At 65.7% G+C, this 26022-nt stretch carries 26 protein-coding genes; 15 read left to right on the forward strand and 11 right to left on the reverse strand.

What is annotated here, in order from left to right:
* Positions 1-75: 75 nt before the first annotated feature.
* Positions 76-726: a response regulator gene (locus tag IB255_RS06970; protein ID WP_081517553.1), complete on the forward strand. Its 651-nt coding sequence runs from the start codon at positions 76-78 to the stop codon at positions 724-726.
* Positions 727-801: 75 nt separating this feature from the next.
* Here IB255_RS06970 and IB255_RS06975 read toward each other — a convergent pair whose 3' ends face one another.
* From IB255_RS06975 to IB255_RS06995, 5 genes are all read right to left on the reverse strand, one after another.
* A complete protein-coding gene (locus tag IB255_RS06975) occupies positions 802-1521 on the reverse strand; it encodes a molecular chaperone (protein WP_081517554.1) in 720 nt (239 codons plus the stop codon).
* Complete coding sequence (locus IB255_RS06980; protein WP_081517555.1) at positions 1511-2869, reverse strand: fimbrial protein; 1359 nt, start codon at positions 2867-2869, stop codon at positions 1511-1513. The genes IB255_RS06975 and IB255_RS06980 overlap by 11 nt, the downstream gene beginning before the upstream one ends.
* Positions 2866-5457 (reverse strand): fimbria/pilus outer membrane usher protein, encoded by a 2592-nt coding sequence (locus IB255_RS06985; RefSeq protein ID WP_081517556.1) that lies wholly within the window; start codon positions 5455-5457, stop codon positions 2866-2868. The genes IB255_RS06980 and IB255_RS06985 overlap by 4 nt, the downstream gene beginning before the upstream one ends.
* The gene (locus tag IB255_RS06990) at positions 5441-6193 is read right to left on the reverse strand and encodes a molecular chaperone (RefSeq protein WP_081517557.1); all 753 of its coding nucleotides are present in this window, start codon (positions 6191-6193) and stop codon (positions 5441-5443) included. Before IB255_RS06990 ends, IB255_RS06985 begins: the two co-directional genes overlap by 17 nt.
* A 99-nt stretch (positions 6194-6292) precedes the next feature.
* Entirely contained in the window at positions 6293-6838 is a 546-nt protein-coding gene (locus IB255_RS06995) for a fimbrial protein (protein ID WP_081517558.1), read from the reverse strand.
* A gap of 266 nt (positions 6839-7104) precedes the next feature.
* Here IB255_RS06995 and IB255_RS07000 point away from each other — a divergent pair, with 266 nt between their 5' ends.
* The 7 genes from IB255_RS07000 to chrA all read left to right on the forward strand — a co-directional run bounded on the left by IB255_RS07000 (position 7105) and on the right by chrA (position 12242).
* On the forward strand, positions 7105-7473 hold the full coding sequence (locus tag IB255_RS07000; protein WP_081517559.1) for a YciI family protein: 369 nt from the start codon (positions 7105-7107) through the stop codon (positions 7471-7473).
* 72 nt (positions 7474-7545) lie between these two features.
* Positions 7546-8076 (forward strand): SRPBCC family protein, encoded by a 531-nt coding sequence (locus IB255_RS07005; RefSeq protein WP_081517560.1) that lies wholly within the window; start codon positions 7546-7548, stop codon positions 8074-8076.
* Between the two features lie 29 nt (positions 8077-8105).
* Positions 8106-8258 (forward strand): hypothetical protein, encoded by a 153-nt coding sequence (locus IB255_RS07010; RefSeq protein ID WP_167523265.1) that lies wholly within the window; start codon positions 8106-8108, stop codon positions 8256-8258.
* A gap of 32 nt (positions 8259-8290) precedes the next feature.
* Positions 8291-9052, forward strand: a complete 762-nt coding sequence (locus tag IB255_RS07015) for a DUF899 domain-containing protein (protein ID WP_412548116.1) — start codon at positions 8291-8293, stop codon at positions 9050-9052.
* A gap of 32 nt (positions 9053-9084) precedes the next feature.
* The gene (locus IB255_RS07020; RefSeq protein ID WP_081517562.1) at positions 9085-9525 is read left to right on the forward strand and encodes a YybH family protein; all 441 of its coding nucleotides are present in this window, start codon (positions 9085-9087) and stop codon (positions 9523-9525) included.
* Between the two features lie 208 nt (positions 9526-9733).
* Positions 9734-10987 carry an RNA polymerase sigma factor gene (locus IB255_RS07025; protein ID WP_192209920.1) on the forward strand — a complete coding sequence of 418 codons (1254 nt, stop codon included), beginning with the start codon at positions 9734-9736 and terminating at the stop codon, positions 10985-10987.
* A 58-nt stretch (positions 10988-11045) separates the two neighbouring features.
* The gene (chrA, locus tag IB255_RS07030) at positions 11046-12242 is read left to right on the forward strand and encodes a chromate efflux transporter (protein ID WP_081517564.1); all 1197 of its coding nucleotides are present in this window, start codon (positions 11046-11048) and stop codon (positions 12240-12242) included.
* Here the strand turns inward: chrA and IB255_RS07035 are convergent.
* A complete protein-coding gene (locus tag IB255_RS07035) occupies positions 12239-13012 on the reverse strand; it encodes an SDR family NAD(P)-dependent oxidoreductase (RefSeq protein WP_192209921.1) in 774 nt (257 codons plus the stop codon). The genes chrA and IB255_RS07035 overlap by 4 nt on opposite strands.
* 202 nt (positions 13013-13214) lie before the next feature.
* Here IB255_RS07035 and IB255_RS07040 point away from each other — a divergent pair, with 202 nt between their 5' ends.
* Entirely contained in the window at positions 13215-14249 is a 1035-nt protein-coding gene (locus IB255_RS07040; protein ID WP_225594724.1) for an acyltransferase family protein, read from the forward strand.
* Between the two features lie 45 nt (positions 14250-14294).
* On the opposite strand, the gene IB255_RS07045 is transcribed toward IB255_RS07040, so the two are convergent.
* The 4 genes from IB255_RS07045 to IB255_RS07060 form a co-directional block, all read right to left on the reverse strand.
* Complete coding sequence (locus IB255_RS07045; protein WP_151189532.1) at positions 14295-15098, reverse strand: gamma-glutamyl-gamma-aminobutyrate hydrolase family protein; 804 nt, start codon at positions 15096-15098, stop codon at positions 14295-14297.
* Between the two features lie 384 nt (positions 15099-15482).
* On the reverse strand, positions 15483-17153 hold the full coding sequence (locus IB255_RS07050; RefSeq protein ID WP_081517567.1) for a sensor domain-containing diguanylate cyclase: 1671 nt from the start codon (positions 17151-17153) through the stop codon (positions 15483-15485).
* A gap of 182 nt (positions 17154-17335) precedes the next feature.
* Positions 17336-17680 (reverse strand): hypothetical protein, encoded by a 345-nt coding sequence (locus tag IB255_RS07055; RefSeq protein WP_081517568.1) that lies wholly within the window; start codon positions 17678-17680, stop codon positions 17336-17338.
* Positions 17681-18048: 368 nt separating this feature from the next.
* The gene (locus IB255_RS07060) at positions 18049-19377 is read right to left on the reverse strand and encodes an OprD family porin (RefSeq protein ID WP_138212384.1); all 1329 of its coding nucleotides are present in this window, start codon (positions 19375-19377) and stop codon (positions 18049-18051) included.
* 450 nt (positions 19378-19827) lie between these two features.
* On the opposite strand from IB255_RS07060, the gene IB255_RS07065 reads away from it, so the two are divergent.
* The 5 genes from IB255_RS07065 to IB255_RS07085 all read left to right on the forward strand — a co-directional run bounded on the left by IB255_RS07065 (position 19828) and on the right by IB255_RS07085 (position 23235).
* The gene (locus tag IB255_RS07065; protein ID WP_081517570.1) at positions 19828-20205 is read left to right on the forward strand and encodes a RidA family protein; all 378 of its coding nucleotides are present in this window, start codon (positions 19828-19830) and stop codon (positions 20203-20205) included.
* Positions 20206-20604: 399 nt separating this feature from the next.
* Positions 20605-21129: a hypothetical protein gene (locus IB255_RS07070; RefSeq protein WP_081517571.1), complete on the forward strand. Its 525-nt coding sequence runs from the start codon at positions 20605-20607 to the stop codon at positions 21127-21129.
* A 59-nt stretch (positions 21130-21188) separates the two neighbouring features.
* Positions 21189-22034, forward strand: coding sequence for a DUF692 domain-containing protein (locus IB255_RS07075; RefSeq protein ID WP_151189535.1), 846 nt, complete (start codon positions 21189-21191; stop codon positions 22032-22034).
* Entirely contained in the window at positions 22027-22800 is a 774-nt protein-coding gene (locus IB255_RS07080) for a DUF2063 domain-containing protein (protein WP_192209922.1), read from the forward strand. The genes IB255_RS07075 and IB255_RS07080 overlap by 8 nt, the downstream gene beginning before the upstream one ends.
* Before the next feature lie 12 nt (positions 22801-22812).
* Entirely contained in the window at positions 22813-23235 is a 423-nt protein-coding gene (locus IB255_RS07085; protein WP_081517574.1) for an organic hydroperoxide resistance protein, read from the forward strand.
* A 227-nt stretch (positions 23236-23462) separates the two neighbouring features.
* Here the strand turns inward: IB255_RS07085 and IB255_RS07090 are convergent, their stop codons facing one another.
* Complete coding sequence (locus IB255_RS07090) at positions 23463-24905, reverse strand: PLP-dependent aminotransferase family protein (RefSeq protein ID WP_151189791.1); 1443 nt, start codon at positions 24903-24905, stop codon at positions 23463-23465.
* Between the two features lie 79 nt (positions 24906-24984).
* Between IB255_RS07090 and IB255_RS07095 the strand changes: the two genes are divergently transcribed.
* Complete coding sequence (locus IB255_RS07095; protein WP_151189539.1) at positions 24985-25917, forward strand: DMT family transporter; 933 nt, start codon at positions 24985-24987, stop codon at positions 25915-25917.
* The last annotated feature ends 105 nt before the right edge of the window (positions 25918-26022 follow it).

The raw sequence follows: 26022 nt of genomic DNA on the forward strand, positions 1-26022 counted from the left end.
CGGGGCTACTCTGGAAGTGTGGTCGTGCCTCTGTGGCCGGCCGACGATCGCAAACGTTGGGACTCAAGAAAACTCATGGAAAAAGTCAGAGTGGCACTAGCGGACGACCATCCCATCGTCCTGATGGGGGTTCGCGAGGTGATCGAACGGGACGATCGCTTCGAGGTGATCGGCGAGGCGCACAATTCCAGCGAGCTGGTGGCCCTGTACCGCGAGCAGCGGCCGGCCATCGTCATCACCGACTACAACATGCCGGGCGACCAGACCTATGGCGATGGCATCAAGCTGATCGAGTTCCTGCTGCGCAACTTCCCCGACACGCGCATCCTGATCCTCACCATGCTGTCCAACCCGCTGATCCTCTCCAGCCTGTACGACCTGGGCGTGTCGGGGGTGATCCTGAAGAACGGCGACCTCAACGAGATCCTGGTGGCGCTCAAGGCGTTGTCCCAGGACCGCATCTACCGTGGGCCGGGCATGCAGTCCTCGAGCAGCGTGCTGTCCAGCGGCGACGATGTGGAGGGGCGTATCGCCAGCCTGTCGGTAAAGGAGTATGAGGTGCTGCGCCACTTCGTCTCGGGGATGAGCGTGCGTGACATCGCGCTGCTGCTCAACCGCAGTGTGAAGACGGTGAGCGCGCAGAAGATCTCCGCCATGCGCAAGCTGGACGTCGATACCGACCAGGCGCTGCTGACGTTCTGCGTGATGGCCAATTTGTTCCAGTAGGCCCAATGCCGTACTCCTGCACAGAGGCCCGGCTTTGGATTTCCCCTGAAGGAGCGGGCTCCGTCGCTTCGGACCTCAGCGCAGTGGCGCAGTGCCCTGCTGACTGTTCCCGCCATCGTCGATCCACAGGTAGCGAACCTCGCCAGCGCTTGCCGGCAGTGGCTGGGTTGGCGCCAGCGTGCGCTGCGAGAATGGTGGCAACAGGTCGGCCGGTAGCGGCGAACCGGCGCTGCCCTGACGCACTTCGGCGCCGGCCAGGGTGATGACGTAGGCGGTGGGGTTCTCCACCTGCACCGCATTGCCGGCCCTTCGGAAGACCAGTTTGCGCGGAGCTTCCTCGGCGTCTTTCGCCAGGGCGCGCGGTCGATAGATGACCTTCATCTGCGTGCGCAGCGTGACGGTCAGGCGCGACTGTCCCTCGGCCAGCGGCTCGCTGGATTGCGGCGGAATTTCGTAGAGGTTGAGCCAGTACAGTGACTCGCGGTCCTGCGGCAACGCCTCGCCGGTGTAGAGCAGGCGCAGGCTGCGCTGCTGGCCGGGGTTGAGGCGGAATACCGGGGGCAGGGGCATGATCGGCGCCTGCGCGGTCTGCGGCGCGGCGTCGAGATCGCCGTCGTCGATCCAGGTCTGCACGATGACCGGGTAACTGTTCTGGTTCACCAGCGCCAGCGAAGCCTCGCGCTGGTCGGCGTCGAAGATCACCCGCGTGCGTTCGGCGGTGACGCCGGCGTGAGCCTCCATGGCCCCCAGAAGCGCGAGGCCGAACAGCGCGATGAGCAGCCGTTTACTGCACACGGATCACCACCTGGGCGGTGGCTTCCACGCGACCGGGAGTGACGGTGGGCATGCTGCCGACGCCGAGTTTTTCCAGGCGGGCGCGGAAGGTCTCGGTGTACTGGGTGATACCACTCACTGTACCGGTGTTGTTCGACGCGCCGCCGATCACCGGGTACCAGCCGACGGCTGCCGCATTGCTGCCCTTGGCGGAGTTCTCGTTGGCCAGCAGGTTCATCTCGCTGCCGTTGCGCAGCAGGCGGATGCCCACGCCCTGGGCTACGCCCGGTTGGCCGTAGCGATCGGAGACCAGGTAGGAAAGCCCACCGTTGGAGTTGACCAGACCGAGCCCGGTGGAGGCTGCCAGTGCTCCCGCGGAGACCTTGATGCCCAGTGCCGTGCCGTTGACGGCGGTGCTGTTGATCACGCCCGACTGGCATTTGAAGTCGACCTGGAAAGGCATCTCGCGGCTCGAGCCAGCGTTGATTTCGCCGATGGAGATCGACGGGAACACCACGTGCGGCGTGACGTTGGTGACGGCGCAGGTGGGGTAGCGCTTGAGCGTCATGGTGTTGTACAGGCCAATGGCGCCGGGCCAGTTGTAGTGCCAGCCGTTGTAGTTGCCATAGTGGGTCTGGCCGACGTTGGGGTAGGCCAGGCCCGGGCCCTTGATGGCGATGTAGCCGGCGGGCTGGGTGTAGAGGTAGGCCTGCGAGGCGATGGTGGCTGAATAGGGGAAGCCGAGGCTGGTCTCGAGCGGCCCGCGAAACAGCTCGGCACGTACGGCGCTGAGATTCTTCGCCTTGACCAGCTGGAAGCCCCGCGAATCGATGTCCAGCCCGGTCAGCAGACGCTCGCGCCAGACGTCGGTGAAATACTGGCCGCTTTCCACATGGGTCAGGCGTAGCAGGACGTTGGGCCAGGCAGTTCGGTAGGCCGACTGCAGGCCGATGGAATTGCCGGCGCTGTCGCCGCCCTGGTACCAGCCGCTGTAGAGGTTGTCGGCGTTGGTGGAGAACATCTCGTACACCGCGTCCCCCGATGCGCAGCGGAAGAACACGCGCTCGGCGTCGTAGCCGGCGGAGTTCCCATATTGGGTGATGGGTGACACGGAGCTGGCGATCAGGCTGCCGTCGGGCTGGAAACTGGCGTCGCTGACGTTGATCACGCTGGGAAGGCCGAGGGAGCCGTTGCAGGTATCGCAGGCCCCGTCACCCGGCCAGGCGCCGGCCACGCCCTCGCCGGGACGGATCTGGTAGGTGGCGGTGGTGGTGGCGCTGCCGACGCTGGTGACCTTGTAGCAGGTGGCCCAGGCGCCTGGCGCGAGCAGCAGGGCGAGCAGCGGCAGGCTGCGCAGGATAGGGTTCATGAAGCCTCCGGTAGGCAGGTTGCCTGCAGGCGGACCAGTACCTGGTCGACGTCGGCGCCCTTGAGGTCATACGGCAGCAGGCAGCCGTCTTCCGGGCGTTCGCCCCACTGCACGCGCAGTCGGCCGTTCTCGCCTTCCGCGCGGGCATAGACCTGGCCGCCCTGGCCGACCATGCCGATGTTGACGCCATTGCCGTCGAGCACGTCGGCACCCAGCGGCAGCGGCTGGCCATCGGGCAGCCTGGCCTGGATCAGCAGGGGGTGGCCGGTGAGGGTCTTGAATTCGACGCGCACGGCGGCACCGGCGTACGGCGCAATCTTGCGTTCGGTTTCCACCAGTTCGGCGTTCTCGTCGATCCCTTGCGGGTCGAGGCTGATGGGGTTGTAGCGGTACGGCGAGAGCGAGGGCACCACGGCATAGCCGTTGCTGTCCACCCGCGCGCCCTGGCCGCCGCGCACGCCGGCGCCGCTGGCGCCCTTGGCTTCCACCAGGGCGAAGGTGTCGCCGACATAGGGCCCGAGGGTCAGGCCGCCGCTGTGCAGCACCGCCGCGCCGCGCATGCCGCCGTTGACCTGGCGGTAGCTGGAGCTTTCGGCGTAGCCGGCGTTGAAGGTGGCGACCGAGGTCTGCTGCTGCACGCTGCCGTTGAAGTCGGTGCCCTGGCCTTCGCTGTCGCGCCCGGCGGACAGGGCGTAGCTCAGGGTGCGCGCCTCGCCCAGGGTACCGTTGAGGCCGGTCTGGTAGGTGCTGCCGCTGCTGTCGCCGGAGCGCCGCGACGCCATGGCGCTGAGGTTCGGTGCGCGGCTGGTGGAGCCCAGCGGCATGGACAGGCTCAGGGTCAGGGTGTTGTTGCGGTTGCTGCCGTGCTGCAGGTTGTACTGCGGCGGCTGAGACGGGTCGTAGTCGTCATTCACGTCGCGGTACCAGGTGGTCTGCTGGCGCGAGTAGGACAGGTTGTAGCTGAGCTGGCGCCAGACATTGGAGTAGCCGAGCTGCAGCTGGGTGTCGCGGCTCTTGCCGTCGTAGTAGTCGGCGGTGGAGCCGGACAGGTAGAGGTTGCCGTACTGCCCCAGGCCCTGGTTGACCAGCAGGGTGAACTGGTTGCGCTGCTTGTAGCTGCTCGAATCCCAGCTGTCGCCGTGTTCGCCGGCATCGCGGGCGGAAAGCGCATCGCCGAGGTCGCGGTAGCCCTCGGTGGAGTAACGGTAACCGGCGAGGGTCAGGGTGGTCTGGGTCGGCTGGAAGGTCCGGCTGTAGTTCAGCCCGACGCGCCAGCCCTGCTTGCGCTGGTTGTTCTCCACGGTGGCGCTGGAGAAGGTGGTGTTCATGCCGAAGGCGCCATAGGGCGTGGCCAGAACGCCGCCGCCGAGCACGGCCAGGTAGTCCTCGGCGACGCGGGTGCCGAGGTTGGCGGTGAGGGCGTTGGTCAGGCCGCGCTGGTAGGTCAGGTCGCCGAACAGGTCGTTGCCGTCGCCGTATTGGCGCGCCTGGCCGACCGTGGCGCTGTAGCGCGACAGGCCAGGGCGCATGGACTCGGGCACGGCGGAGAAGGGCACGGAGAAGCGCGACACGCTGCCGTCGGCCTCGATCACCTGCACATCCAGGTCGCCGTCGTAGGCGGTGCCGTAGAGGTCGTCGATAACGAAGGGGCCGGGCGCCACGGTGGTCTCGTGGATCTTCCGGCCGTTCTGGCTGATCACTACCCGCGCGTTGGTGTTGGCCGTGCCGCGCACCTGGGGCGCGTACTGGCGCTGCGAGTCGGGCAGCATGCGGTCGTCGGTGGCCAGGCGCAGGCCTCGGTAGCCCATGCTGCCGAACAGGTTGCCCTCGGTGTAGCTGTCGCCCAGGGTCAGTTCGCTGCGCAGGCCCGGCACCGCGCGCTGGGCGTAGGTGCGGATGCTGTTCCAGTCGCTGCGGGTGTTCCCCGCGTAGCTGGAATAGGTGTAGTTGGACTGGTGACGCAGGCGCCACAGGCCGAGGTTCACGCCGCCGTTCAGGCCCAGGTAGCCGTAGTCCGAATCGCCGCCGCTGCCGGAGTCCTCGAAGGTGGAACGGTAGAGGTTGGCGTCGTAGTTGACGAAGCCCATGGTGCTGCCGGCGTCCCATTCATCCGGGCTGACATAGCCGCGCGGCTTGATGTCGAGCAACGCCTGGGGCACCGAGAGGTCCAGGCGCAGGCGTGCGGTGTCGAGGTTCCAGGTCGAGTCCGGCAGGCGCTCGGTGAGCCAGTGGCAGATGCCCTGGTCGTCCTTGCCGGCCTTCGGGTCGGGGCGCGCACCCAGGCTCTGACGCAGGAAGCGTTCGCTGAAGCAGGGCTCGGCGCGCTCGCCGCGCTGGCGCATTTCCACTTCGGCGCGGGTGGCGTACTGACCGTTGAGATAGAGGTCGACGTGGTAGGTGCCGGGGTCCACCTGGTCGGCGCGGTTGAAGCGCTCCAGGCTGCCGCCGGCCAGCCCCGACCCCATCAGCAGGCTGTCGTCGAAGCGGTAGTCCGCATCGCCCTGGGCCAGTCCCGCGACCACCATGGCGAGGGTTCCGAGGGCGAAGGGCAGCAGCGGTCCACGGTGGAGATCAACGCGGCAGATCATGGCGAAGTTCCACTCTTGCGCCGTAGTCGTTGATCAGCAGCGCGGACAGTCGCGGCGTGCCGGCGGGCAGTGCCGAAGGCTTCTGCGCCTGCCACTGGGCCTGGCCCATGGGCGCGACCATGCCCGGCTGCAGTGTCCACTGGCGTTCGCCGACGCTGAGCGTCGCGCCGCCGAAGGAGGCGTGGAAGCCGGTGGGGTTTTCCACCTTCACGCTCCAGCTGCTGCCGTTCTGCACCAGGGAGAAGCGCAGCTTCTCGGGCAACTGCTCCGGGCTGCCGGCGATGGCTGCCGGGCGGTAGAACAGCTTCAGGCGGTTGCGCAGCATCAGCAGCATCTGGTTCTGCTCGGCCTTGGCGGCGTTGCGTGGCGGTATCTGCAGCACGTTGAGGTGGAACAGCGATTCGCGGTCCTGGGGCAGGCCGGAGCCGGTGTAGAGAATGCGCAGGGTCTGGCCGCTGCCGGGCGCCATGCGCGACACCGAAGGGTTCACCACGAAAGGGGCCTTGGCGGTGTCCGGCGTGGAGGCAGGGTCGTCGATGTCGATCCAGGCCTGGATGACGTTGGGGAAGCCGTCCTTGTTGGTCAGCTGCACGGTCTTCTCCCGGGCGTCGCCGGGATAGATGACGCGGGTGCCGGTGATCACCACGCTGGCCTGGGCGAGCGAGGCGGTGAAGGATGCCAGCAGGGCGAGCGCAAGCGTCGCCGCGCGAAGCGGGCGCGGTGGGAGGGCGTTCATCCGGTTCACCTGTGTTGCCGGGACGTTCGGGGCGGGTTCACCCCTGAACGACGCGGCGCAATGCGGGAAGGCGGCACCGGGGGGCGGTGCCGCGGGGTATCACTCGTAGCGCAGGGTGTAGGTCACCGAGCCGAGTACCGGGCCGGGGGTCACGACGGCGTCTTCGGAGATGTACTGCACCGCGTAGTCGTAGCTGGCGCTGGTCTCACCGTCGGCCAGGACGATGTCACCGGCGGCCACGGCCGCGCCACCTGCCAGGTTCACCGGAGCGCCGGCCGGGCCGTCGAGCAGCTGCAGGGCCACGCCGGTGGCGCCGCTGGCGGCGGTGTTGGTCAGGTTGCCCGAGGCGGTGGCGTTGGTGGCCTGGAACAGGGTGGTGAAGTGCTCGGCGGCACCGCTGGGGGCGGCACAACCGGTCAGCTGCAGGGTGAAGCTGGTCTCGCCGGTGGTCTGGCCGACGGTGCCGCTCAGGGCGCTGACCGGCACGCTGTCGAGGATGACGGTCGGGTCGGTGTTGCCGTCGACCACCGCCGAGCAGGTCTGGTCGGTTACTTCACCGCTGAAGTTGATGGTGTTGGCGGCGAAAGCAAAGCCCGGCACAGCGAAGGTGGCTGCGACAGCCAGGGCGGTTGCGCGAAGTTTCATTCTCTTGAGCTCCATGGTCAGGGTTTTTTCCCAGGCCAATCTTCCCGTCAGAGCTTTCGGAAAGCTCTGAGACGAATCTGAAAGCACCGCTGCAGGTTTTCTGCGGCGCCTGACCAACGGTGCCGGGGCCGTGGCAGAGCCCTGTGCCGGGGCTGCCGGGGACCGCTGCCGTGCCGCGGGAGAAAAAACTTTTGCTCGCCTGTCGATTCCCGCCCGCGCGCTTCGACTAGGAAGTAACTGCAAGCGCACCGAGCGGGGAGACGACCATGAAGTACCTCTGTCTGATCTATGTGGATGACCGGCGCCTGTCGAGCCTGTCCGAGCCCGAGTACCGGCGGCTGATGGACGAGTGCTTCGCCAACGACGAATACCAGCGCCGGGCCGGGCGGGTACTCGCCTCCGAGGCGCTGGAAACGGTGGAGACGGCGACTACGCTGCGGCATGGCGCGACGGGGCTGGCGGTCACCGACGGGCCCTTCGCCGAGACCCGCGAGTACCTGGGCGGCTTCGTGCTGATCGACGCCCGCGACCTCAACGAAGCGCTGCAGATTGCCCAGCGGATTCCCAGCGGTCGGCTGGGTGCCGTGGAGGTCCGCCCTGTGCGTGACTGGGATCGTTATTTCGCCGGGCGCTGAGGCCCGGCTCTTCGAGAGTTCTTTGTTTCAAGGGCTCTTTATTTCAAGAGCGAGCAACGTCAGGAGGATGTGATGCTGAAGTGGATCGGGTTGGTGGTGGTAGTGGCCGTGGTGGTGGTTCTGGTGCTGGCGGCGAATCGTCCGGGCACCTTCCGCGTGGAGCGCAGCGCGCGCATCCAGGCACCGCCGGAGAAGGTCCAGGGCTATATCGAGGACTTCCACCTGTGGGCGCAATGGTCGCCCTTCGAGAAGCTCGATCCGGCCATGCAGCGCAGCTTCTCTGGTGCCGACAAGGGCCGCGGCGCGGTGTACGCCTGGGAAGGCAACGGCAAGGCCGGGGCTGGGCGCATGGAAATCCTCGAAAGCGACCCCGGCAGCCGCGTGACCATCGCGCTGGACTTCTTCAAACCGTTCAAGGCCAGCAACACCGCCGAGTTCACCCTGGTGCCGCGCGACGGCGGCACCGAGGTGACCTGGGCGATGTTCGGTCCGGTGCCTTTCGTGGCGAAGATCATGCACCTGTTCTTCGACGTGGACAGCATGGTTGGCAAGGACTTCGAGGCGGGCCTGGCCAGCCTCAAGGCGCTTGCCGAGAAGGGCTGATGCAGCCCGCAACCTGAAGGAGGTGAGCCATGTGCCCTCTGTGCGTATCGACCCTGACGCTGGCGGTGACCAGCGTCCTTTCCGCCGGCGGCGTCAGTGCCTTCGCCGTCACCCGCCTGCGCGGCAAGCGCCGCGCCCGGCCCAATGAGCAACGGGAACGCCCCCAGGAGCGTGCGACATGAAACTGGCCGATAAAGCTTCTTCATTTCCGGAGATGCCCCGCGTGGTGTCCCAGGCCGCCTGGCGACAGGCACGCATCCGCCTGCTGGAGCAGGAAAAGGCTGCCACCAAAGCCCGCGACGCGCTCAACGCCCAGCGTCGCGAGCTGCCGGTGGTGCGCATCGACAAGGACTACCGCTTCGAAGGCGCGCACGGCCCGCTGCGCCTGCTCGACCTGTTCGAAGGCCGGCCGCAGCTGATCGTCTACCACTTCATGTTCCATCGCGACACGGGGCTGGGCTGCGAGGGCTGCTCCTACCTGATCGACAACCTTGGCCGGCTGGAGCACCTGCATGCGCGTGGTACCACCTTCGCCATGGTGTCCCGCGCGCCGCTGGAGGAAATCGCGCCATTCCGCGCTCGCATGGGCTGGCAGTTCCCCTGGTACTCGTCGTTCGGCAGCGACTTCAACTACGACTTCCACGTCAGCGTCGATGAGTCCGTCGCCCCGGTGGAATACAACTATCGTGACAAGACGGAGTTGGAGCGCCTCGGCCAGGACTACCACGTGCGCGGCGAGCAGCCAGGCATGAGCGTGTTCCTGCGCGACGGCGACCAGGTCTTCCACAGCTACTCGACCTACGGCCGCGGGCTGGAGGCGCCGCTGTTCACCTACCACCTGCTCGACCTCACCCCGCTGGGGCGCGGCGAAGGCTGGGACGGCATGCCCGACTACCAGGGCAAGGGCATGAACTGGACGCGCTTCCACGACGACTACGACCAGGCCGCGCCGCCGCACAGCTGCTGCGGGTCCTGAACCGACCCGACTACTACACGGAGAGATTCCCGATGACTGCTGCCCAGAAGAACGCCACCCACAGCGAACTGCACGCGCTGCTGGAAAGCTGGCTGAAAGCCGTGCGCGCCTCCGACGTGGAAGGCATTACCAGCCACTACACCCGCGACATCCTCGCCTTCGATGCGGTGAAGCAACTGCAGTTCAAGGGCGTCGAGGCCTACGCCAGCCATTGGCGCGACTGTACGCAGATGTGCAAGGAGCCCACTTTCGAGATCCATGAGCTGAGCTTCGAAAGCAGCGGCGATACGGCCTTCGGGCACTACCTCGCCTACTGCGGCGGCACCGACGACAAGGGCCAGCACAACGCCTCCTGGGCGCGGGTCAGCGTCGGCCTGCGCCGCGAGGCAGGGCAGTGGAAGATCGCCCACGAGCACTTCTCCATTCCCTTCGATCCGGCGACGGGGCAGCTGTTGTTCGACGCCAAACCTTAATCTGGTTGACCTGTAGGAGCGCGCCATGCGCGCGATCGCGGGCGTGGCCCGCTCCTGCAGGGGCTACCGTGCAACGAGTTCGCGTGTACGTTCGCTCCAGCGAAACACCCCGCAACGATCCCCTCGTCGCATCCGTCCGACCAGCTCCCACCTTGAAGGGAATGCGTGCAGGATAGGCAGACTTCTACACGCCAAGGACCTTCGGCCCATGCACGAGTACGCTCCCCAGCCCCTGCGCGACGTGGTGGACGAGGTCTATCGCCGTGAATCGCGCCGGGTGCTGGCCACGCTGATCCGTCTGCTGGGGGATTTCGACCTCGCCGAGGAGGCGCTGCATGAAGCCTTCGTCGCCGCCGTGGACCAGTGGCGGCGCGACGGCGTGCCGGCCAACCCGCGCGCGTGGCTGGTCTCTGCCGGGCGCTTCAAGGCCATCGACGGCCTGCGTCGGCGTTCGCGTTTCGACGCGTCCCTGACGCAGATCGCCGAGCAACTGGAGATCGACGCGCAATCGGTGGAAGAACTGGCCGACGAAAGCGTCGAGGACGACCGCCTGCGGCTGATCTTCACCTGCTGCCACCCGGCCCTGCCGGCGGACTCGCAGGTGCCGCTGACCCTGCGCGAGGTCTGCGACCTGAAGACCGAGGAAATCGCCCGCGCCTACCTCGCCACGCCCTCGACCATCGCCCAGCGTATCGTCCGCGCCAAGGCGAAGATCCGCGACGCACAGATTCCCTACCAGGTGCCGGAAGCCGCCGAACTGCCGGAGCGTCTGGCCAGTGTGCTGCGGGTCATCTACCTGGTGTTCAACGAGGGCTACTCGGCCTCGGCCGGCGATTCGCTGACCCGCACCGACCTGTCCGCCGAAGCCATCCGCCTGGGCCGGCAGCTCCTCGAATTGCTCCCGGAAGCGGAAGTGATGGGCCTGCTGGCGCTGATGCTGCTGCACGAGTCGCGGCGCGAGGCGCGCACCGCCGAGGACGGCGAACTGGTGCTGCTGGAAAACCAGGACCGCGCGCGCTGGGACCGTGCCTTGATCGGGGAGGGCCAGCAACTGATCAGCGCTGCGCTCGCTACCCGGCGTATCGGCCCCTACACCCTGCAGGCGGCGATCTCCGCCGTGCATGCCGCCGCGGCCGACATGGCCAGCACCGACTGGGCGGAAATCGTCGGCCTCTACGACCTCCTGCTGGCGATGCAGCCCTCGCCGGTGATTGAACTCAACCGTGCCGTGGCCCTGTCCATGCGCGATGGCCCGCAAGCGGGGCTGGCGCAGGTCGATGCCATCCTGGCCCGTGGCGACCTGCAGGATTACCACCTGGCCCATGCCGCGCGCGCCGATTTCTGTCGCCGCCTGGAGCTCCGCGAGCAGGCGCGCGGGGCCTACGAACGCGCCCTGGAACTGGCGAAGCTGGAGCCGGAGCGGCGCTTCCTGGAGCAGCGGATTCGCGAACTCGACCGCTGAGTTGCATTGCAGCATCCAACTGCCAGACTGTGCGACTGACCCCTGCCGACCCGTGCCCATGACCGAACCGACGCCGCGCGATTCCCTCTGGAGCGTCTTCCTGATCTTCCTGCGCCTGGGCCTGACTTCCTTTGGCGGGCCGGTGGCGCACCTGGGCTATTTCCGCGAGGAGTTCGTGAGCCGGCGGCGCTGGCTGGACGAGCCGCACTACGCCGATCTCATCGCCCTCTGCCAGTTCCTTCCCGGCCCCGCCAGCAGCCAGCTGGGCATGGCCCTGGGCGCCTTGCGCGCGGGGCAGTGGGGCGCCTTGGTGGCCTGGACAGGCTTCACCTTGCCGTCGGCCTTGCTGATGCTGCTGGTCGCCCTGGGGCTGTCGCGGCATGGCCAGTGGTTGCCGGCCGGTGCGCTGCACGGGCTGATGCTGGTCTCCGTCGCCGTGGTGGCCCATGCCGTCTGGGGCATGGCCAGGTCGCTGTGTCCGGACTGGCAGCGCCAGGGGCTGATGATCCTGGTGACCGCCGTGGCGCTGCGCTGGCCCGGCGTTGTCGTGCAATTGCTGGTGATCCTCGCGGCTGCGCTGATTGGCATGGCCTGGCTGCGGCCGTCCACGGTGGACGATTCGGTGGGCCCGGGCCATTGCGCGTCGCGTCGTCGGGGCGGCTTCTACCTGCTGCTGTTCTTCGTGCTGCTGGCGCTTCTGCCGTTGGCGGCGGCCGCGTGGCATTGGCCATGGCTGACGCAGTTCGACGCCTTCTACCGGGTCGGCAGCCTTGTATTCGGCGGCGGGCATGTGGTGCTGCCGCTATTGCAGAGTGCGGTGGTTGACCCCGGCTGGGTGGATGCACCGACCTTCCTCGCCGGCTATGGCGCGGCGCAGGCCTTGCCGGGGCCGCTGTTCACCTTCGCCGCCTTCCTCGGCGCGGCCATCACCGAGCCGGGCGGCGCGACCGGCGCGCTGCTGTGCCTGCTGGCGATCTTCCTGCCGTCCTTCCTGCTGGTGCTCGGCGCCTTGCCGTTCTGGCAGAGCCTGCGTCGCCAGCGGCCTCTGCGCGCGGCACTGGCCGGGGTGAACGCCGCCGTGGTCGGCCTGTTGCTGGCGGCGCTCATCCATCCCATCGGCAGCGAGACCATCGTCGGCCTGCTCGACATTTCCCTGGTCGCGCTGGCCTTCCTGGTGCTGCTCAGTGGCCGGGTTCCGCCCTGGGCGCTGGTGCTGCTGGGCGCGCTGGGCGGAGGCCTGGCCGGGGCGCTCTAGAGGCTGCTCACCAGGTGCCCGCCATCCACGGCGAGAACCGCGCCGGTCATGAAGGCGCCGGCGTCGCTGGCCAGCAGCAGGAAGGGGCCTTCCAGTTCCCGGAGCTGGCCGAGGCGGCGCATCGGTACCGTGTCGCGGATGTAGGCCTGGCCCTTGTCGCTGTCGAAGTAGGCGTCGTTCATTTCAGTCCTGAAGTAGCCCGGTGCGATGGCGTTGACCCGCACGTTGAAGCGCGCCAGTTCCAGCGCCAGGGACTTGCTCAGCTGCACCACGCCGGCCTTGGCCGCGCAGTAATGGCTGTAGCCGCCGCCCACGCGCAGGCCGAGGATCGAGGCGATGTTGACGATGCTGCCGCCACGCCCGGCCTTGGCCAGACGCTGCGCCGCGCACTGGGCGACGCGCCAGACGCCGTCGAGGTTGGTGGAGAGCATGCTGCGCCAGTCTTCCTCGCTGACCTCCAGCGCGCGCTGGCCGTTGCCGATGCCGGCGTTGTTGAGCACCACATCCACCACCCCGAACTGCGCCTCGGCGCTGTCGAAGGCGGCCTCGACGCTGGCGCGGTCGGTCACATCCAGCGCCACGGCAAGGGCTTCGCCGCCGTCGGCACGAATGGCTTCGGCCAGTTGCGCCAGGCGCTCGGTGCGACGTGCCGCCAGCACCACGCGGGCGCCCGCACGGGCGGCGACGCGCGCCAGGTGTGCGCCGATGCCGCTGGAGGCGCCGGTGACCAGGACGGTCCTGCCTGCGAGGGAGAAGATATCGTTGTTCATGGGGACCTCGTCCAAAGCCCATGTCGGGCGCTGCTGACATGCCGGGCCAGTCTGCCGGCCCGGCATGTCAGCAGGATAAACAGCCGCCGGTGAGACCGTGGTTTCATTCGCGGTCTGAATGGTCGGGGCTCCGCTGTCGCGATCGGCTCAGACGCGGCAGGTTGTGGAATAATGCAGGCCGTTTCTGCAACGGACTGCCGATATGCCCAGCCTGCACCGCAATGCATTCGATCTCATCCGCCATCTCGCTGCGCTATCGGTCCTGGTCAGCCACCATTACGCATTGTCCGGTCTGGATTCTCCCGGACTGGGCGGCTCGCACAATCTGGGTGCGTTGGCGGTGCTCGCATTCTTCTCGATCTCCGGCTATCTGATCACCCTGAGCTTCTGCCGGTCCGCCAGCTTCTCCAACTACCTGCTCAAGCGCGTGGCGCGGTTGTTTCCGGCACTGATCGGCTGCTCCCTGTTGATGGTCTACGTTGCCGCGCCGCTATTGTCGGAGCGCGGTATGTCGCGGCTGTTGGATGGCAGCGCGTTACTCGATTTCCTCCGCATCTCCGCCATGGGGCAGGCGAATCTGCCGGATGTGACCGTTGGTTTCATCTTCCCCGACTCCTTCAATGGGAGTCTGTGGACGCTGAAAATCGAGTTCGCCTGCTACCTGGCGGTAGCGGCCCTGCTCAGTCTGACGCGTGGCCCGCTGCTGCCGCTGGGCGCGGCTTTGCTGCTGGCGGGTTTGAGCGGCTATCTGGGGCGTTTCGGCGAGGGTGTATGGGCGGCCAAGCTGACAACCTACCTGTCGGTGGCCAGTGCATTCTTCCTCGGCTCCTTCTTCGCCTTTCGCCAGGCCTGGCTGGCCCGACCGGAAGTGCTGGTGTCGATGATCGTGGTCGGCATCGCTCTCCTGGGCGGCACACTTGGCTCGGCCTGGTCGCTGCCAGTGGGCAGCCTGGCGATGTGCCTGATTACCCTGGGAGTTGGCCTGCTGTTCACCGATCGGCTGATTGCCGGGCGTTTTGATGTTTCCTACGGCATCTACCTCTACGCCTTCCCGGTGCAACAGGTCGTCATCAACCGTAGCGGTCTTGGCTTCTATCCGGGCATGGCGCTGACAGCGCTGTTGGTGCTGGTCCTGGCGGCGCTGTCATGGCATCTGCTGGAGCGTCCGGCGTTGCGCATGGCCCACCGACGCGCCGCGCGGTCTGTGGTAGCGCCAGTCGGCGGACAGATGGAATAAAAAAGCCCGGCGGATGCCGGGCTTTTTCATGACACGGGAAACGAATCAGGCAGCGAGTGCGCGAGCCTGCTTCTTCTTCACCTGCGCGCGGCAAGCATCGCCGAACGCCTGGAAGATCTTCACCGAGTCGGGGTTCTTCGCCGCCTGCCATTCAGGGTGCCACTGCACCGCGAAGAGGAAGGAGGAAAGCGTCGGGGCGTGGATGGCCTCGACCAGGCCGTCTTCGGCGTGGGCGATGGCTTCGATGCCCTTGCCCAGGTTCTTCAGGCCCTGGCCATGCAGCGAGTTGACGCGGATCTCGTCACCCAGCAGCTGCTGCAGCCAGCTGCCCTGGATCGGGCGAACGCCGTGGGCCGGGCTGTACTGCACGTCGACCGGGTCTTCGGGATTCTCGCGATGGTCGTTGAAGCCGGGTTCGGCATAGACCTTCTGGTAGATATCGCCGCCCAGGGCCACGTTGATTTCCTGCATGCCGCGGCAGATGCCGAAGATCGGCAGGCCACGCGCGATGGCGGCCTTGATCAGCGGGATGTCGAAGTTGTCGCGGTCCTTGTCCTGGCCCTTGCCGGGAGTTTCATTCTCCTGGCCATACAGGGTCGGATCGATGTTGCTGCCGGCGCCGGTCAGGTACACGCCGTCGGCCATGTCCAGGTATTGCTCGAGGTCTTCGATGCCGCAGCAGGTCGGTACCAGTACCGGCACGCAATCGGACTGTTCGACCAGGGGCACGATGTATTTGTGGGTCATTACCTGATAGTCGTGGCCTTTGCGCTCTTGGCTGCCCATGGACATCAGGACGACGGGTTTACGGAGAGTCTGTTTCTTGTTGCCAATGTTGCTGTTGGACATATGTCACCTTTGGACGGGCTGCAGCCCATCGTTTTTGTGCAGGCGCGCAGCGGAAAGGCGCGCTACCTGAGGCCCCGAGCACTGCCGGGAGCGCACAGAAGGCGAAGTTTCCCGGTCGAAACCTGCCTACCAGCCTGCCAGAGCCGTTAAATATGTCAAACGAATTCGACGCGGGCCGTCAAAAATAATGGCCGAAATCCTGTCTTACAATTATTCTATCTAATTGTTTTTAAAGGATTTATTGTAATATCTCGACGTGCTGAAAAGTCCATTATTTAAAACGCCTGGTCATAATGGTGAAAAATTCTGCACGCTTTTTCACGGCAGCCGTTCAGGATCGGCAACGCCCGCGCAGGCGGCACGCTCTGCCTCGCGGGTTTGCCCTCAGTGGCACTCGATACGGTTACGGCCGTTCTGCTTGGCCCGGTAGAGCGCGCTGTCGCTGCGGGAAAGCCCGGCCTCGGCAGACGCGTCGCTGGCTTCCAGCGCAGCGATGCCGATGCTGATGCTCAGCGGGATGCGCTGCCCGCCCTGCATCAGCGGCTGCTCCAGCAATTGCTGCTGCAGGCGTTGGGCGAAGACCTGGGCGGCGGCAACGTCGGCATCCCCCAGCACCACGGCGAACTCCTCGCCACCCATGCGCCCGGCGAAGTCGACGCGACGAATGTCACGCCCGAGGATGCTGGCGAAGTGGCGCAGGGCCTCATCGCCGACGGCGTGGCCCCAGCGGTCGTTGATCGCCTTGAAGTGGTCGATATCGCACATCAGGATCGCTGCGTGGTGCGTCGTCGAGCGCTGCACGCGGCCTAGCTCCGCCTCGATCAGGCGCATGAAGTGGCCACGGTTGGGCAGTTGCGTGAGGAAGTCGGTGGTGGCCAGCACCTGCAGCTCGGCTTCGATGCGTTTGCGTTCGGTGATGTCGGTGATGAAGCCGTGCCAGATCAGGGTGCCGTCGGCCACGCGCTTGGGGTGCGCGTTGCCCTGGCGCCAGAGCGTACCGCGCCCGGCGATCTGCACGCGGTATTCGTGCCGCCACGGTTGCAGGAGGGCGGCGGAGGCCTCCAGCGAGGCAAGGCAGGCCGGCAGGTCCTCGGGGTGGATCAGGTCGCGCAGGAACACGGAGTTGTGCTGCATCTGCTCGGCCGCAATGCCATAGATGTCCATCACCCCGGCACTGACATAGGGGAAGGTGCCGGTGCCATCGGGCAGGCGGCGGAACTGGAAGACCATGCCGGGTATTTCATTGGTCAGGTCGGTGAGCAGCTCCACGCTTTCGCGCAGTTGCTCGGCCATGCCGCGCAGGGCGGTGATGTCGGTGGTGGTGCCGAGCATGCGCAGCGCGTTGCCGGCGGCATCGCGCTCGACCACCTTGCCGCGGCTGCAGACCCAGAGGTAGTGGCCGTCCTTGTGGCGCAGGCGATGCTCCACTTCGTAGGCCTCGGTGCGACCCTCGAAGTGATCGCGCATGGTGTTCTGCACGTACTCGAGGTCGTCCGGGTGCAGGCGCGTGTAGGCGTCCTCGATGCGGCTGCCGATCTCGTCCTCGGCGTAGCCCAGCAGGGACTTCCAGGCGCTGGAATAGTGGATCTCGCCGGTGGGCACGTGGCGATCCCAGATGCCGGTTCCGCTGCCGTCCACCGCCAGGGCCATGCGCCGCTCGCTTTCCTTCTGTGGCATGCGGGCGCGGTCGAGCAGGGCCTCGCCCAGCTCCAGTACATCGTCCAGCAGCGTCTGCTGTTGCTGGCTGAGCGACTGGTCGCCGTTGCCCAGCAGCAGCAGGCGCGCCTGGGGGAAGCCTTCCTGGTCGCGCAGCGTCTGGCTGGCCAGCAGGTTCAGGAGCTGGCCCTGGTGGCTCAGCGGGCTGGTGGCGGCATTGAGGGACAGCAGGGTAGCCAGAGAGAGGGCGCCGGCACCGTCGATGCCGAGCTGGCCGAGCAATTGGCCGCGCATGTCGATGAGCAGGACGGCGCAATCGCCACCCGCATGGCGGGCGAGACGCAGCAGGCCGTCGTATCGCCCGTACTCCTGTACCCCAGCTTTACTGGAAGTTCGCATCCGATAGCAGCTTCTTCAACGGAGGATGGGCGTAGTTCTGGATTGTGCTCCGCGCCGGACATGCGGCAGGCGGACGCAGGTGGCTTTATGAAATCACGGCCGCTCAGCGGCCACAATCTCCACCTGCGACATGGGCGACGAGCGCACCTCGCCCGCCGCGTCTGCGACGGGCGAGGAGGGCGTCAGTTGATGAGCTGGTCGATCAGCACGGCGTTGGTGTAGATCAGGCTGCCGTCGCGGGCGCTGTGGCCGACCAGGTGGAACTGCCCGCGGTGCTCGGCGCCGCCCAGGTACACGCGGAACATGCAGTCCGCCAGCGGGCCGACCGCTTCGGGCATGTGCAGGTCGAGGGTGCGCAGGTCGGCGTCCACCATCATTTCCTTCTGGCCGTTCTCCTGCAGGTACACCTCGGCCTGCTCCAGGTGCAGGCGGTCCTCATCGGTCAGGTAGAAGCGGATGTCTTCCAGCGGCGTGGGCTTCTGCTCGGCGGTGGTCTTGCACCAGCCTTCGAGGGTCATTGCGCTCATGGTGAGGTGCCTCCGTGGTTCGCGTAGGGATACAACGCGTCGTCGCAGAGTTGGACCGTTTCGCTGGCAGGTTCGCTCACTTTTTGTTCAAGACAGCATTCGGGACATAAAAAAAGCCGCTCCAATGGAGCGGCTCGAAGGACGTCGAAGGAGCAATCACAATATCAACGTCAGGAGTTGTCTTCCGCAGGGAAAGTGCGGAAGCGGGAAGATGGGGTAATTCTAGAAAGTTGCAGCGGCGGGATAAACCGTTATTCCGGGAAGAGACTTTCTGCACGGGCGTAATAATCTCGCCTGGACACGGGGCAAACTTTCAGACGAATCCGAAAGTTGCCCCGCTCAATAATTCAGTGAATGTTCGTGCTGAATTACAGGATCGACAGCGGGTATTCGACGATCAGGCGCAGTTCGTTGTTGTCGGCTTCACCCTGGTCGGCGTTGGCGCGGTGGAAGGCCTGACGCACGCGGAAGGACAGGTCCTTCGCCGGGCCTTCCTGGACCACGTACTTGGCTTCCAGGTCGGTCTCGTGGTGGCTGCCGTCCTCGCCGTACATGCCAGCGTAGCTGCCATCGGCGTCGGCGTGGCTGCCGTCGATGCCGGTACCGTTGATGTAGCGGGCCATGAAGCTCAGGCCCGGTACGCCGTAGGTGTCCATCGCCAGGTCGTAGCGCACCTGCCAGGAGCGCTCGCCCGGACCGTTGAAGTCGGAGTACTGCACGGAGTTGGCGAGGAACACCGAGTCACCGGTGGCACCGTCGCCGTCGTCGCCGAAGCCGACGTAGTCGAACGGGGTGTCGCCGTGGACCTTCTGGTAGGCCAGGGTGACGGTGTGCGCCTGCAGGAAGGAGTAGGCGGCTGCCAGCGACCAGGTGGTGTTGCTGATCTCGCCGGCCTTGGCCTGGCCTTCGTCGTTGGTGCGGTAGATGTTGAAGTCGAAGGCCAGCGACTGGTCATCGGCGACCGGCAGCACCCAGTTCACGTTGCCATAGTACTGGCGCCAGATGTCCTTGAACTCGGAGCCGTACAGCGAAACGCTCAGGTTGTCGTTGATCGCGTACTTGCCGCCGAGGAAGTCGACGTCGCTGGTTTCCACGCCGGCATAGGCCGCCCACAGGCCGCCGTCGCGGGCGGTGGTGACCGGGCTGGTGCCGGAGGTGAAGTGACCGGCTTCCAGGTCCAGGCCTTCGATTTCGCTGCTGAACAGGTTGAAGCCCGACGCAGTCTGCGGGATCAGGCGGGTGCCGCCGGCGGCGAACACCGGAGCGGTCGGCTGCATGTCGCCGAATTTCAGCTCGGTCTTGGAGATGCGCACTTTCAGCGCGCCACCGGCCTTGCCGTAGTCGTCATCCGGCTTGCCGTCGTTGCCGACCGGCAGGTTGCCGGTGCCCGCGCGGCCACGGCCGGCATCGAGCTTGATGCCCAGGTAGCCGAAGGCGTCCACGCCGAAACCGACGGTGCCCTGGGTGTAGCCCGAGGAGAAGTTCGCCAGGAAGCCCTGGGTCCAGTCGCGGTTGTCGGCTTTGCCGTTCTTGCCGTCGTGGTCGTAGTAGTAGTTGCGCAGCAGGACGTCGAACTTGGCGTCCTCGACGAAGCCCTTGGCATCGGCCTGATCGGTGACGAAGGGTTCGGCGCTGGCGAACTGGCTGGCGGCGGCGGAAACAGCGAGCACGATGGCGCTGCGTTTGAGGTGCTTCATGGATATTGCCCCTAGAGTCTTGGAGGACCGGCTCGATGAAGTGCGTGAGAACCGGACGTTTTTATAGGCAGGCACAATGAATCCGAACGTGGATTGACCACGGCGGAAAGTCGCAGGAAGTTGCGTTGGCATTGTTGCAGTTAACTGGCTTTGTATTCCCCCACGAATTGCTCCAAGCGTGGGAGAGCCGACGTCATAATGCCGAAAGAGTTCGCCGTTTAAATCACGGATTATGAAAAGGTCTATGTCTCAAACTGTAATAATCAGGACGTTGGTCGAGTTGACATAACGCATTTGGAAGTTCCGCGTATATAAGCAATGTCACTGTTTCCGGGGGCTGCGGGCACGGTGACATGGCGCGCATCGGGGCGATGCGGCTAAGCTGCGCGACCCGGCCGCCGCACCCGCTGCGGCGACGTGCCCCATTCACCGACAGCAGAGATTTGTCCCATGACGCCTACCTTCATCCCCGACGCGGACCCCGAATCCATCTCCTCCGACGTCGCCGGCTTCGGCGGCCTGCTGGTTTCCACGCAGATCCCCACCCTCGAGGACGGCAGCCTGGAACTGGGCGACATCAAGGCCCAGAGCGTGGCGACCCTGCGCAGCCTGCAACTGGCCCTGGAAAAGGCCGGTAGCGGCCTGGACCACGTACTGCACCTGACCATCTACCTCACCAGCATGGCCGACCGCGCCGCGTTCAACGAGGTGTACTGCAGCTTCTTCGCCAAGCCCTACCCGGTGCGCGCCGCCGTCGGTATCTCCGAGCTGGCCGTCGAGGGCATGAAGGTGGAAGTCACCGCCATCGCGGCCAAGCGCGCGGGTTGATCTCTCCGTCCCGCAGGATCGGGCCGCTCTGCGGCCCTTTCTTTATGTGTTGCGCTTCTTCGACCTGAGCACGTCTCTGGTTCGCGAGCAAGCTCGCTCCTACAGGTCCACGCCATGCTGCTCTGCGTAGGAGCGAGGGGGACGCCTGGTTCTTGCTCGCGAACAGTCCCCGCTCCAAACCCTCCCGAATGTATTCCTTTGTATCCACCGCTCCCTGAGCGGACACACGCATACAAAAGCCTCCAGACGCCGATACGTCCGCGATACATCACTGCGGCGAAATAGCCCTACCCGAACGACACGGCGCAACGGCTGGGAAACCTCCAGTGCCTCGTTCCAGGGATTCGCCCTTGCGGCATGACTCGGCGCAGCAAGCGCCACAGCATCTGGAGAAGCAGCATGACTCGTACCTCGAAGACTCAACTGGGCCTGATCGCTATCGCGCTGGCTGGCGGCTTGAACATGGCGTCCTCCGCTTTCGCCGTCGAAGCCCTGCCGCAGGGCTACCAGCTGGCTTCCGCCGCCAAGGCCGGCGAGGGCAAGTGTGGCGAGGGCAAGTGCGGTGCCAACGAGGCCAAGGCCAAAGCCAAGGTGAGCCAGGGCGAAGGCAAGTGCGGCGAAGGCAAATGCGGTGCCGACGGCGCCCAGGCCAAGGCCACCGGCGCCGAGGGCAAGTGCGGTGAAGGCAAGTGCGGCGATGCCTCCTTTGCCCGCACCGATGCCGATCACGACGGCCGCGTCTCCCGCGCCGAACTGCTGGCCGTGGCACCCAAGGCGGGCGCGGAGTTCGACGCCATCGACGCCAACCACGACGGCTATCTCTCCGAGGCCGAGGTCTACCAGTTCCGCAAGAACCAGTTCGACTCCAACGGCAAGCCTTTCCCGTCCGACCTGTACAGCAAGCTGAGCCAGGCCAAGAACTGACCGACGCTGCCCCTCCCCGAGCCGATGGCCGGGGAGGGCACTTCGCCAAGGAGACTGCCATGACCCCTTCCGTACCCCTGCAGGGAGCCGGCCTCGGCCTGCGCCGCGCGATGCTGCCTGACCTGCTGACCCTGGACGACCGCGCCGTGGACTTCCTCGAAGTCGCCCCGGACAACTGGATCGGCGTCGGCGGGACCTATGGTGAAGGGCTGGCCCGCCTGGCCGAACGCTTCCCGCTGTCCTGCCATGGCCTGTCGCTGTCCCTGGGCGGGCCGGAACCGCTGGACCATGTATTCCTCGGTCGCGTCCGCGAATTTCTCGACCAGCACCAGGTACCGCTGTTCAGCGAACACCTGAGTTACTGCTCCGACGAAGGCCACCTCTACGACCTGATTCCCATGCCCTTCACCGACGAGGCCGTGCGCCACATCGCCAGCCGCATCCGTGAGGTGCAGGACGTCCTCGGTCGCCGCATCGCCGTGGAAAACATCTCCTACTACGCCGCGCCCTACCAGGCGCTGAGCGAGATCGACTTCCTCCTCGCGGTGCTCGGCGAGGCTGACTGCGACCTGCTGCTGGACGTCAACAACCTCTACGTCAACGCCCACAACCATGGCTACGACGCCGCCGGCTTCCTGGCCCGCGTGCCGGCCGAGCGCGTCGCCTGCCTGCACGTCGCCGGCCATTACGACGAAGCGCCGGACCTGAAGATCGACACCCACGGCGCCGCCGTGAAGGACGACGTCTGGAGCCTGCTGGCCAGCGCCTACCAGCACCTGGGCAGCGTCCCGACCCTGCTGGAACGCGACTTCAACCTGCCGCCGCTGGCCGAGTTGCTCGGCGAAGTAGCCACCATCCGCCACCTGCAAACATCCGCGCGCCGACCGGAGGTGCGTCATGGCTGAGACCTTGCGCGAGCAGCAGTTGCGCATGACCCGCTACATCCGCGACCCGCAGGCCAACGAGCCGCCGCCCGGCATCGAGGCGCGGCGCCTGGCGGTGTACCGGCAACTGTTCTTCGGCAACCTGCAAGCGCTGCTCGCCGGCAACTTCCCGGTGCTGCATGCCAGCCTGCCAAGTGAACAGTGGCAGGCGCTGACGGAGGATTTCTACGCCAGCTTCCACTGCCAGACGCCGCTGTTCACCGAGGTGGCCGGCGAGTTCGTCGAATACCTGGAGGGGTGCAGCGAGCAGCCCGGCTGGGTCGCTGAACTGGCGCACTACGAATTCATCGAGACCGCGCTGCTGCTCAGCGACAACGCCGAGCCGGCCCACGACCCGGACGGTGACCTGCTCGAGGGTGTGCCGCTGCTGTCAGCGCTTGCCGCGCCGCTGGCTTATGCCTGGCCGGTCAGCCACATCGGTCCGCAACACATTCCCCTGGACGCCCCGGCCGAACCGACACTGCTGCTGGTGCGCCGGGATACCGACCTGAAGGTGTACTTCTCGCGTCTGGCCCCGTTGGCCCATGCTCTGCTGGTGTCGCTGCAACAGTGGCAGCTCACCGGTCGCCAACACCTCAAGGCGCTGGCTGAAATCGCCGGCGTCGAACCGGCCTCCATCGAAGGGCAGGGCGTTGCCCTGCTGGGCAGCCTGAAAGAACAGGGCGTGGTGCTCGGCACCCGCCCGAATTGCACCACTCCACGTCGTCCCCCGTTGCATCGCCCCTGAAGGAGAAGCGTCATGACCGACACCCTGGCAACCGTGATCTACACCGCCCACACCCACACCACCGGAGGTCGTGATGGTCGCGGCCAGACCACCGACGGTGAACTGGACCTGCCCCTGAGCCCGCCCGGCTCCGGCCGCCCCGGCACCAATCCCGAGCAACTGTTCGCCATCGGCTGGTCCGCCTGCTTCATCGGCGCCCTGCGCCGCGCCGGGCAGAAGCTGAACGTGCGCCTGCCGGCCGATGTGGCGGTGGACGCCGAAGTCTCCCTGGGCAACACCGCCGACGGCGGCTTCGCCCTGGCCGCCCAGCTCACCGTGCACCTGCCGGGGCTGGAGGCCGAGGACAAGGCGAAGCTGGTCGACGAGGCGCATCAGATCTGCCCGTATTCCAAGGCTTCGCGCGGCAATATCGAGGTGGGGTTCGTCATTCCCTGATCGATCCCTTGTCCACAGGGCAGCCCGCGCACCGTCATCGGTGTGCGGGCTTTTTCGCTCGCTCGGCGTCCCCTGTAGGAGCAACTGTCTTCTTCTGATAGATCGTGCCTTGGCTCCCTAACCCTCTCCCTTCGGAGCGGGGCGTGCAGCCAGGGCGGGGGAGAGGGTATGCCCCGGCGCGATATTTCAGGCAGGTGCCATGCCCGCGATCCGCCCATGGGGCGCTCCTACAGTTGGGCTGCGATGCCAGGTTCGCTCTCGGGCCCGTCCGCTTGTAGTGCATCGGCCAACGTCGCGAAGGCGGACTGGAGCAGTCGGTCATCCTGCGTTGTGTTGCTGATGCTCGCTCGCACAAATTGCGGGACTGCAGCACGTCCAACGGCGAACGCCTCTGCCGTGGCAATCAGCAGATTCTTCAGCCTCAGATCGCGCTCGATATCCGATGCTCGCCAGGGCTCGGGGACTTCGATCCAGAAGTGTGGGCACTGAGGATGCGTCCGGTAGTTCAGCCTGGCGAGCGTTCCTTCTACCAGCTCCTTGCGACGTCTGATCTCGATGACTTGCTGTTGTCGCAGCTCCCTGGCCGTACCGTTTTCGATCCACTGTGTCGCCAATTCGAAGGCCAGGGGTGTTGCCATCCAGCATGAGGCGCGGATGGCCGAGGCGATCCGGCTGACCAGGGCGGCTGGCGCATGCAGGTAGCCGACACGAAGGCCGGCGGAAACCGCTTTGCTGAGCCCGCCGATCAGGATGCTGCGCTCGGGCGCGTAATGGCTCAGCGGGAGTGCTCGGCCTCCGACCAGCACCGCGTGGGTTTCGTCTTCGATGATCAGCACATTGTGTTGACGACAGATGCGCGCAATGGCTTCCCGGCGGGGCGGTGACAGAGTCGCTGTGGTGGGATTCTGCAGAGTCGGCGTGCAATACAGAGCGGTCACTCGATGCTGTTGGCAGAGCTCGTTCAGCGACTCCGGGAGCAGGCCCTCCTCGTCCATGGCTGCCCCCAGTAAGCGGATGCCCAGCAAGCGGGATGCGGAGATCAATCCCGGATAAGTGAGCTGCTCGGTGACGACCGTGTCGCCGGCTCGAAGCAATGCCATCAGCGTGCAGATCAGCCCATGCTGGCCACCGTTCACACAGAGCGTTTGCTCCGGGTGGGCCTGAAAGGTGTCGGTGGATAGCCACTCTGCACCTGCCTGTCGGAAACGAGGAGCGCCGGCCTCAGGCATGTACAGCATCAGCTCATGAAGCTTCCGTGTATCACCGGAAAGATTCCTCAAGCTTTCCTCGAGAAAGGAAATCTCTGGCCCTGGTATGTGCATGTTTCGGCTCATGTCATACCACTCGGGGATTTCATCCACGAAATTGCGGAATCCCTGGCTGCGGAGAGTCTCCTGGCCACTCTGGCGAACGAAAGTACCGTCGCCCACGCGGGCCGTGACCAGTCCCATGCGTTCCAGCTCCGCATAGGCGCGGCTGATAGTGCCAACCGTCACGCCCAGTCGGTCGGCCAGAATCCGCTGCGGTAGCAGCTTGGTGCCAGCGCCGATGTCGCCGCTGAGAATGCCGGCCTCAAGGGCTTTGGCGAGGCGCTTGTACTTCGCCCCAGGAGGAACGCTCAGCGCATTCTTCAGCATTGATACGGTGTCAATACTCTCTTTGACAGCCATTTTTCCTCTCAATAGCCTCGAATAAAAGGTGTCATTTGCCAGCGTAGCACCAACCATCGAGCGACTGAGGGGCAGCATCATGACGACGTCATCAGCGGCGCAAGCCACGGCAAAATCGGCGAGGGGGTGGCTGGGCGGGTTCATCACCAGCCTGCTCTTTCTGTGTGTCTGCCTGAGCTGGGGAACGACTTGGCTGGGCATCCGGATCGCCATCGAGAGCGTGCCGCCGTTGACGGCATCCGGGCTGCGCTTTTTCATCGCGTTCCCGTTGTTCCTTGTGTTCGCCCTGGTGCGCCGTGATCCGATCTTCTTCCCACGAAAGGCGCGTGGGTTCTTCGTGTTTGTCACGCTCTGCTATTTCGGCGTGCCGTACTACCTGCTCAACTTTGGCGAGACCCAGGTTTCCTCCGGGCTCACCGCGCTGTTGTTCAGTTGCATGCCGGTGTTCATCCTGGCGTTCTCCGCCCTGGTGTTGCACGAACGCGTCCGTTTCGCCCAGGTCCTGGGCATCGCGATCGGCTTCGGAAGCCTGTTCATGATCCTGCGGGTTCAGGGCATCGGCATGGACCATGGCGGATTCGCGGGGGTGGTCGCCATCCTGGGAGCCGCTGTATTGCATGCGCTTTGCTACGTGGTGACCAAGAAGAAGGGCGCCGACATCAGCGTCATCACATACAACACGCTGCCCATCGGTATTGCCGGCCTGCTGCTGTTCACCCTCGGTCAGATGGTCGAAGCGCCGTCGTTTGCGAGCATCACGACGCGATCCTGGTGGGCGCTGGTCTATCTGGGGGTAGGCGCATCGGTAGGTGGTTTTATTGCCTATTTCGTCCTGCTCAAGCGGCTTAGCCCGGTAATCCTGTCCTTCGTCTTCATCATCTTTCCGGTGTTCGCGGTGCTTCTCGGCGCCTGGTACGAAGGCCAGGTGGTCTCGCGAGAACTGGCGGCATACTCGCTGCTGTTGCTGACAGGTTTTGCCATCACCAAGCTTCCCGGAACCGGCCGGAAGTGAGCGCGACGCGCACCTTGTAGGAGCGGGCCATGCCCGCGAACAACGGACAAAGTCCGTGTTCAACCCCCTGCACCGACTTCCCGCAGACAAACAAAAACGCCCTCT

Origin of the sequence: Pseudomonas sp. PDM22, from assembly GCF_014851965.1 — a bacterium.
Lineage (GTDB): Bacteria > Pseudomonadota > Gammaproteobacteria > Pseudomonadales > Pseudomonadaceae > Pseudomonas.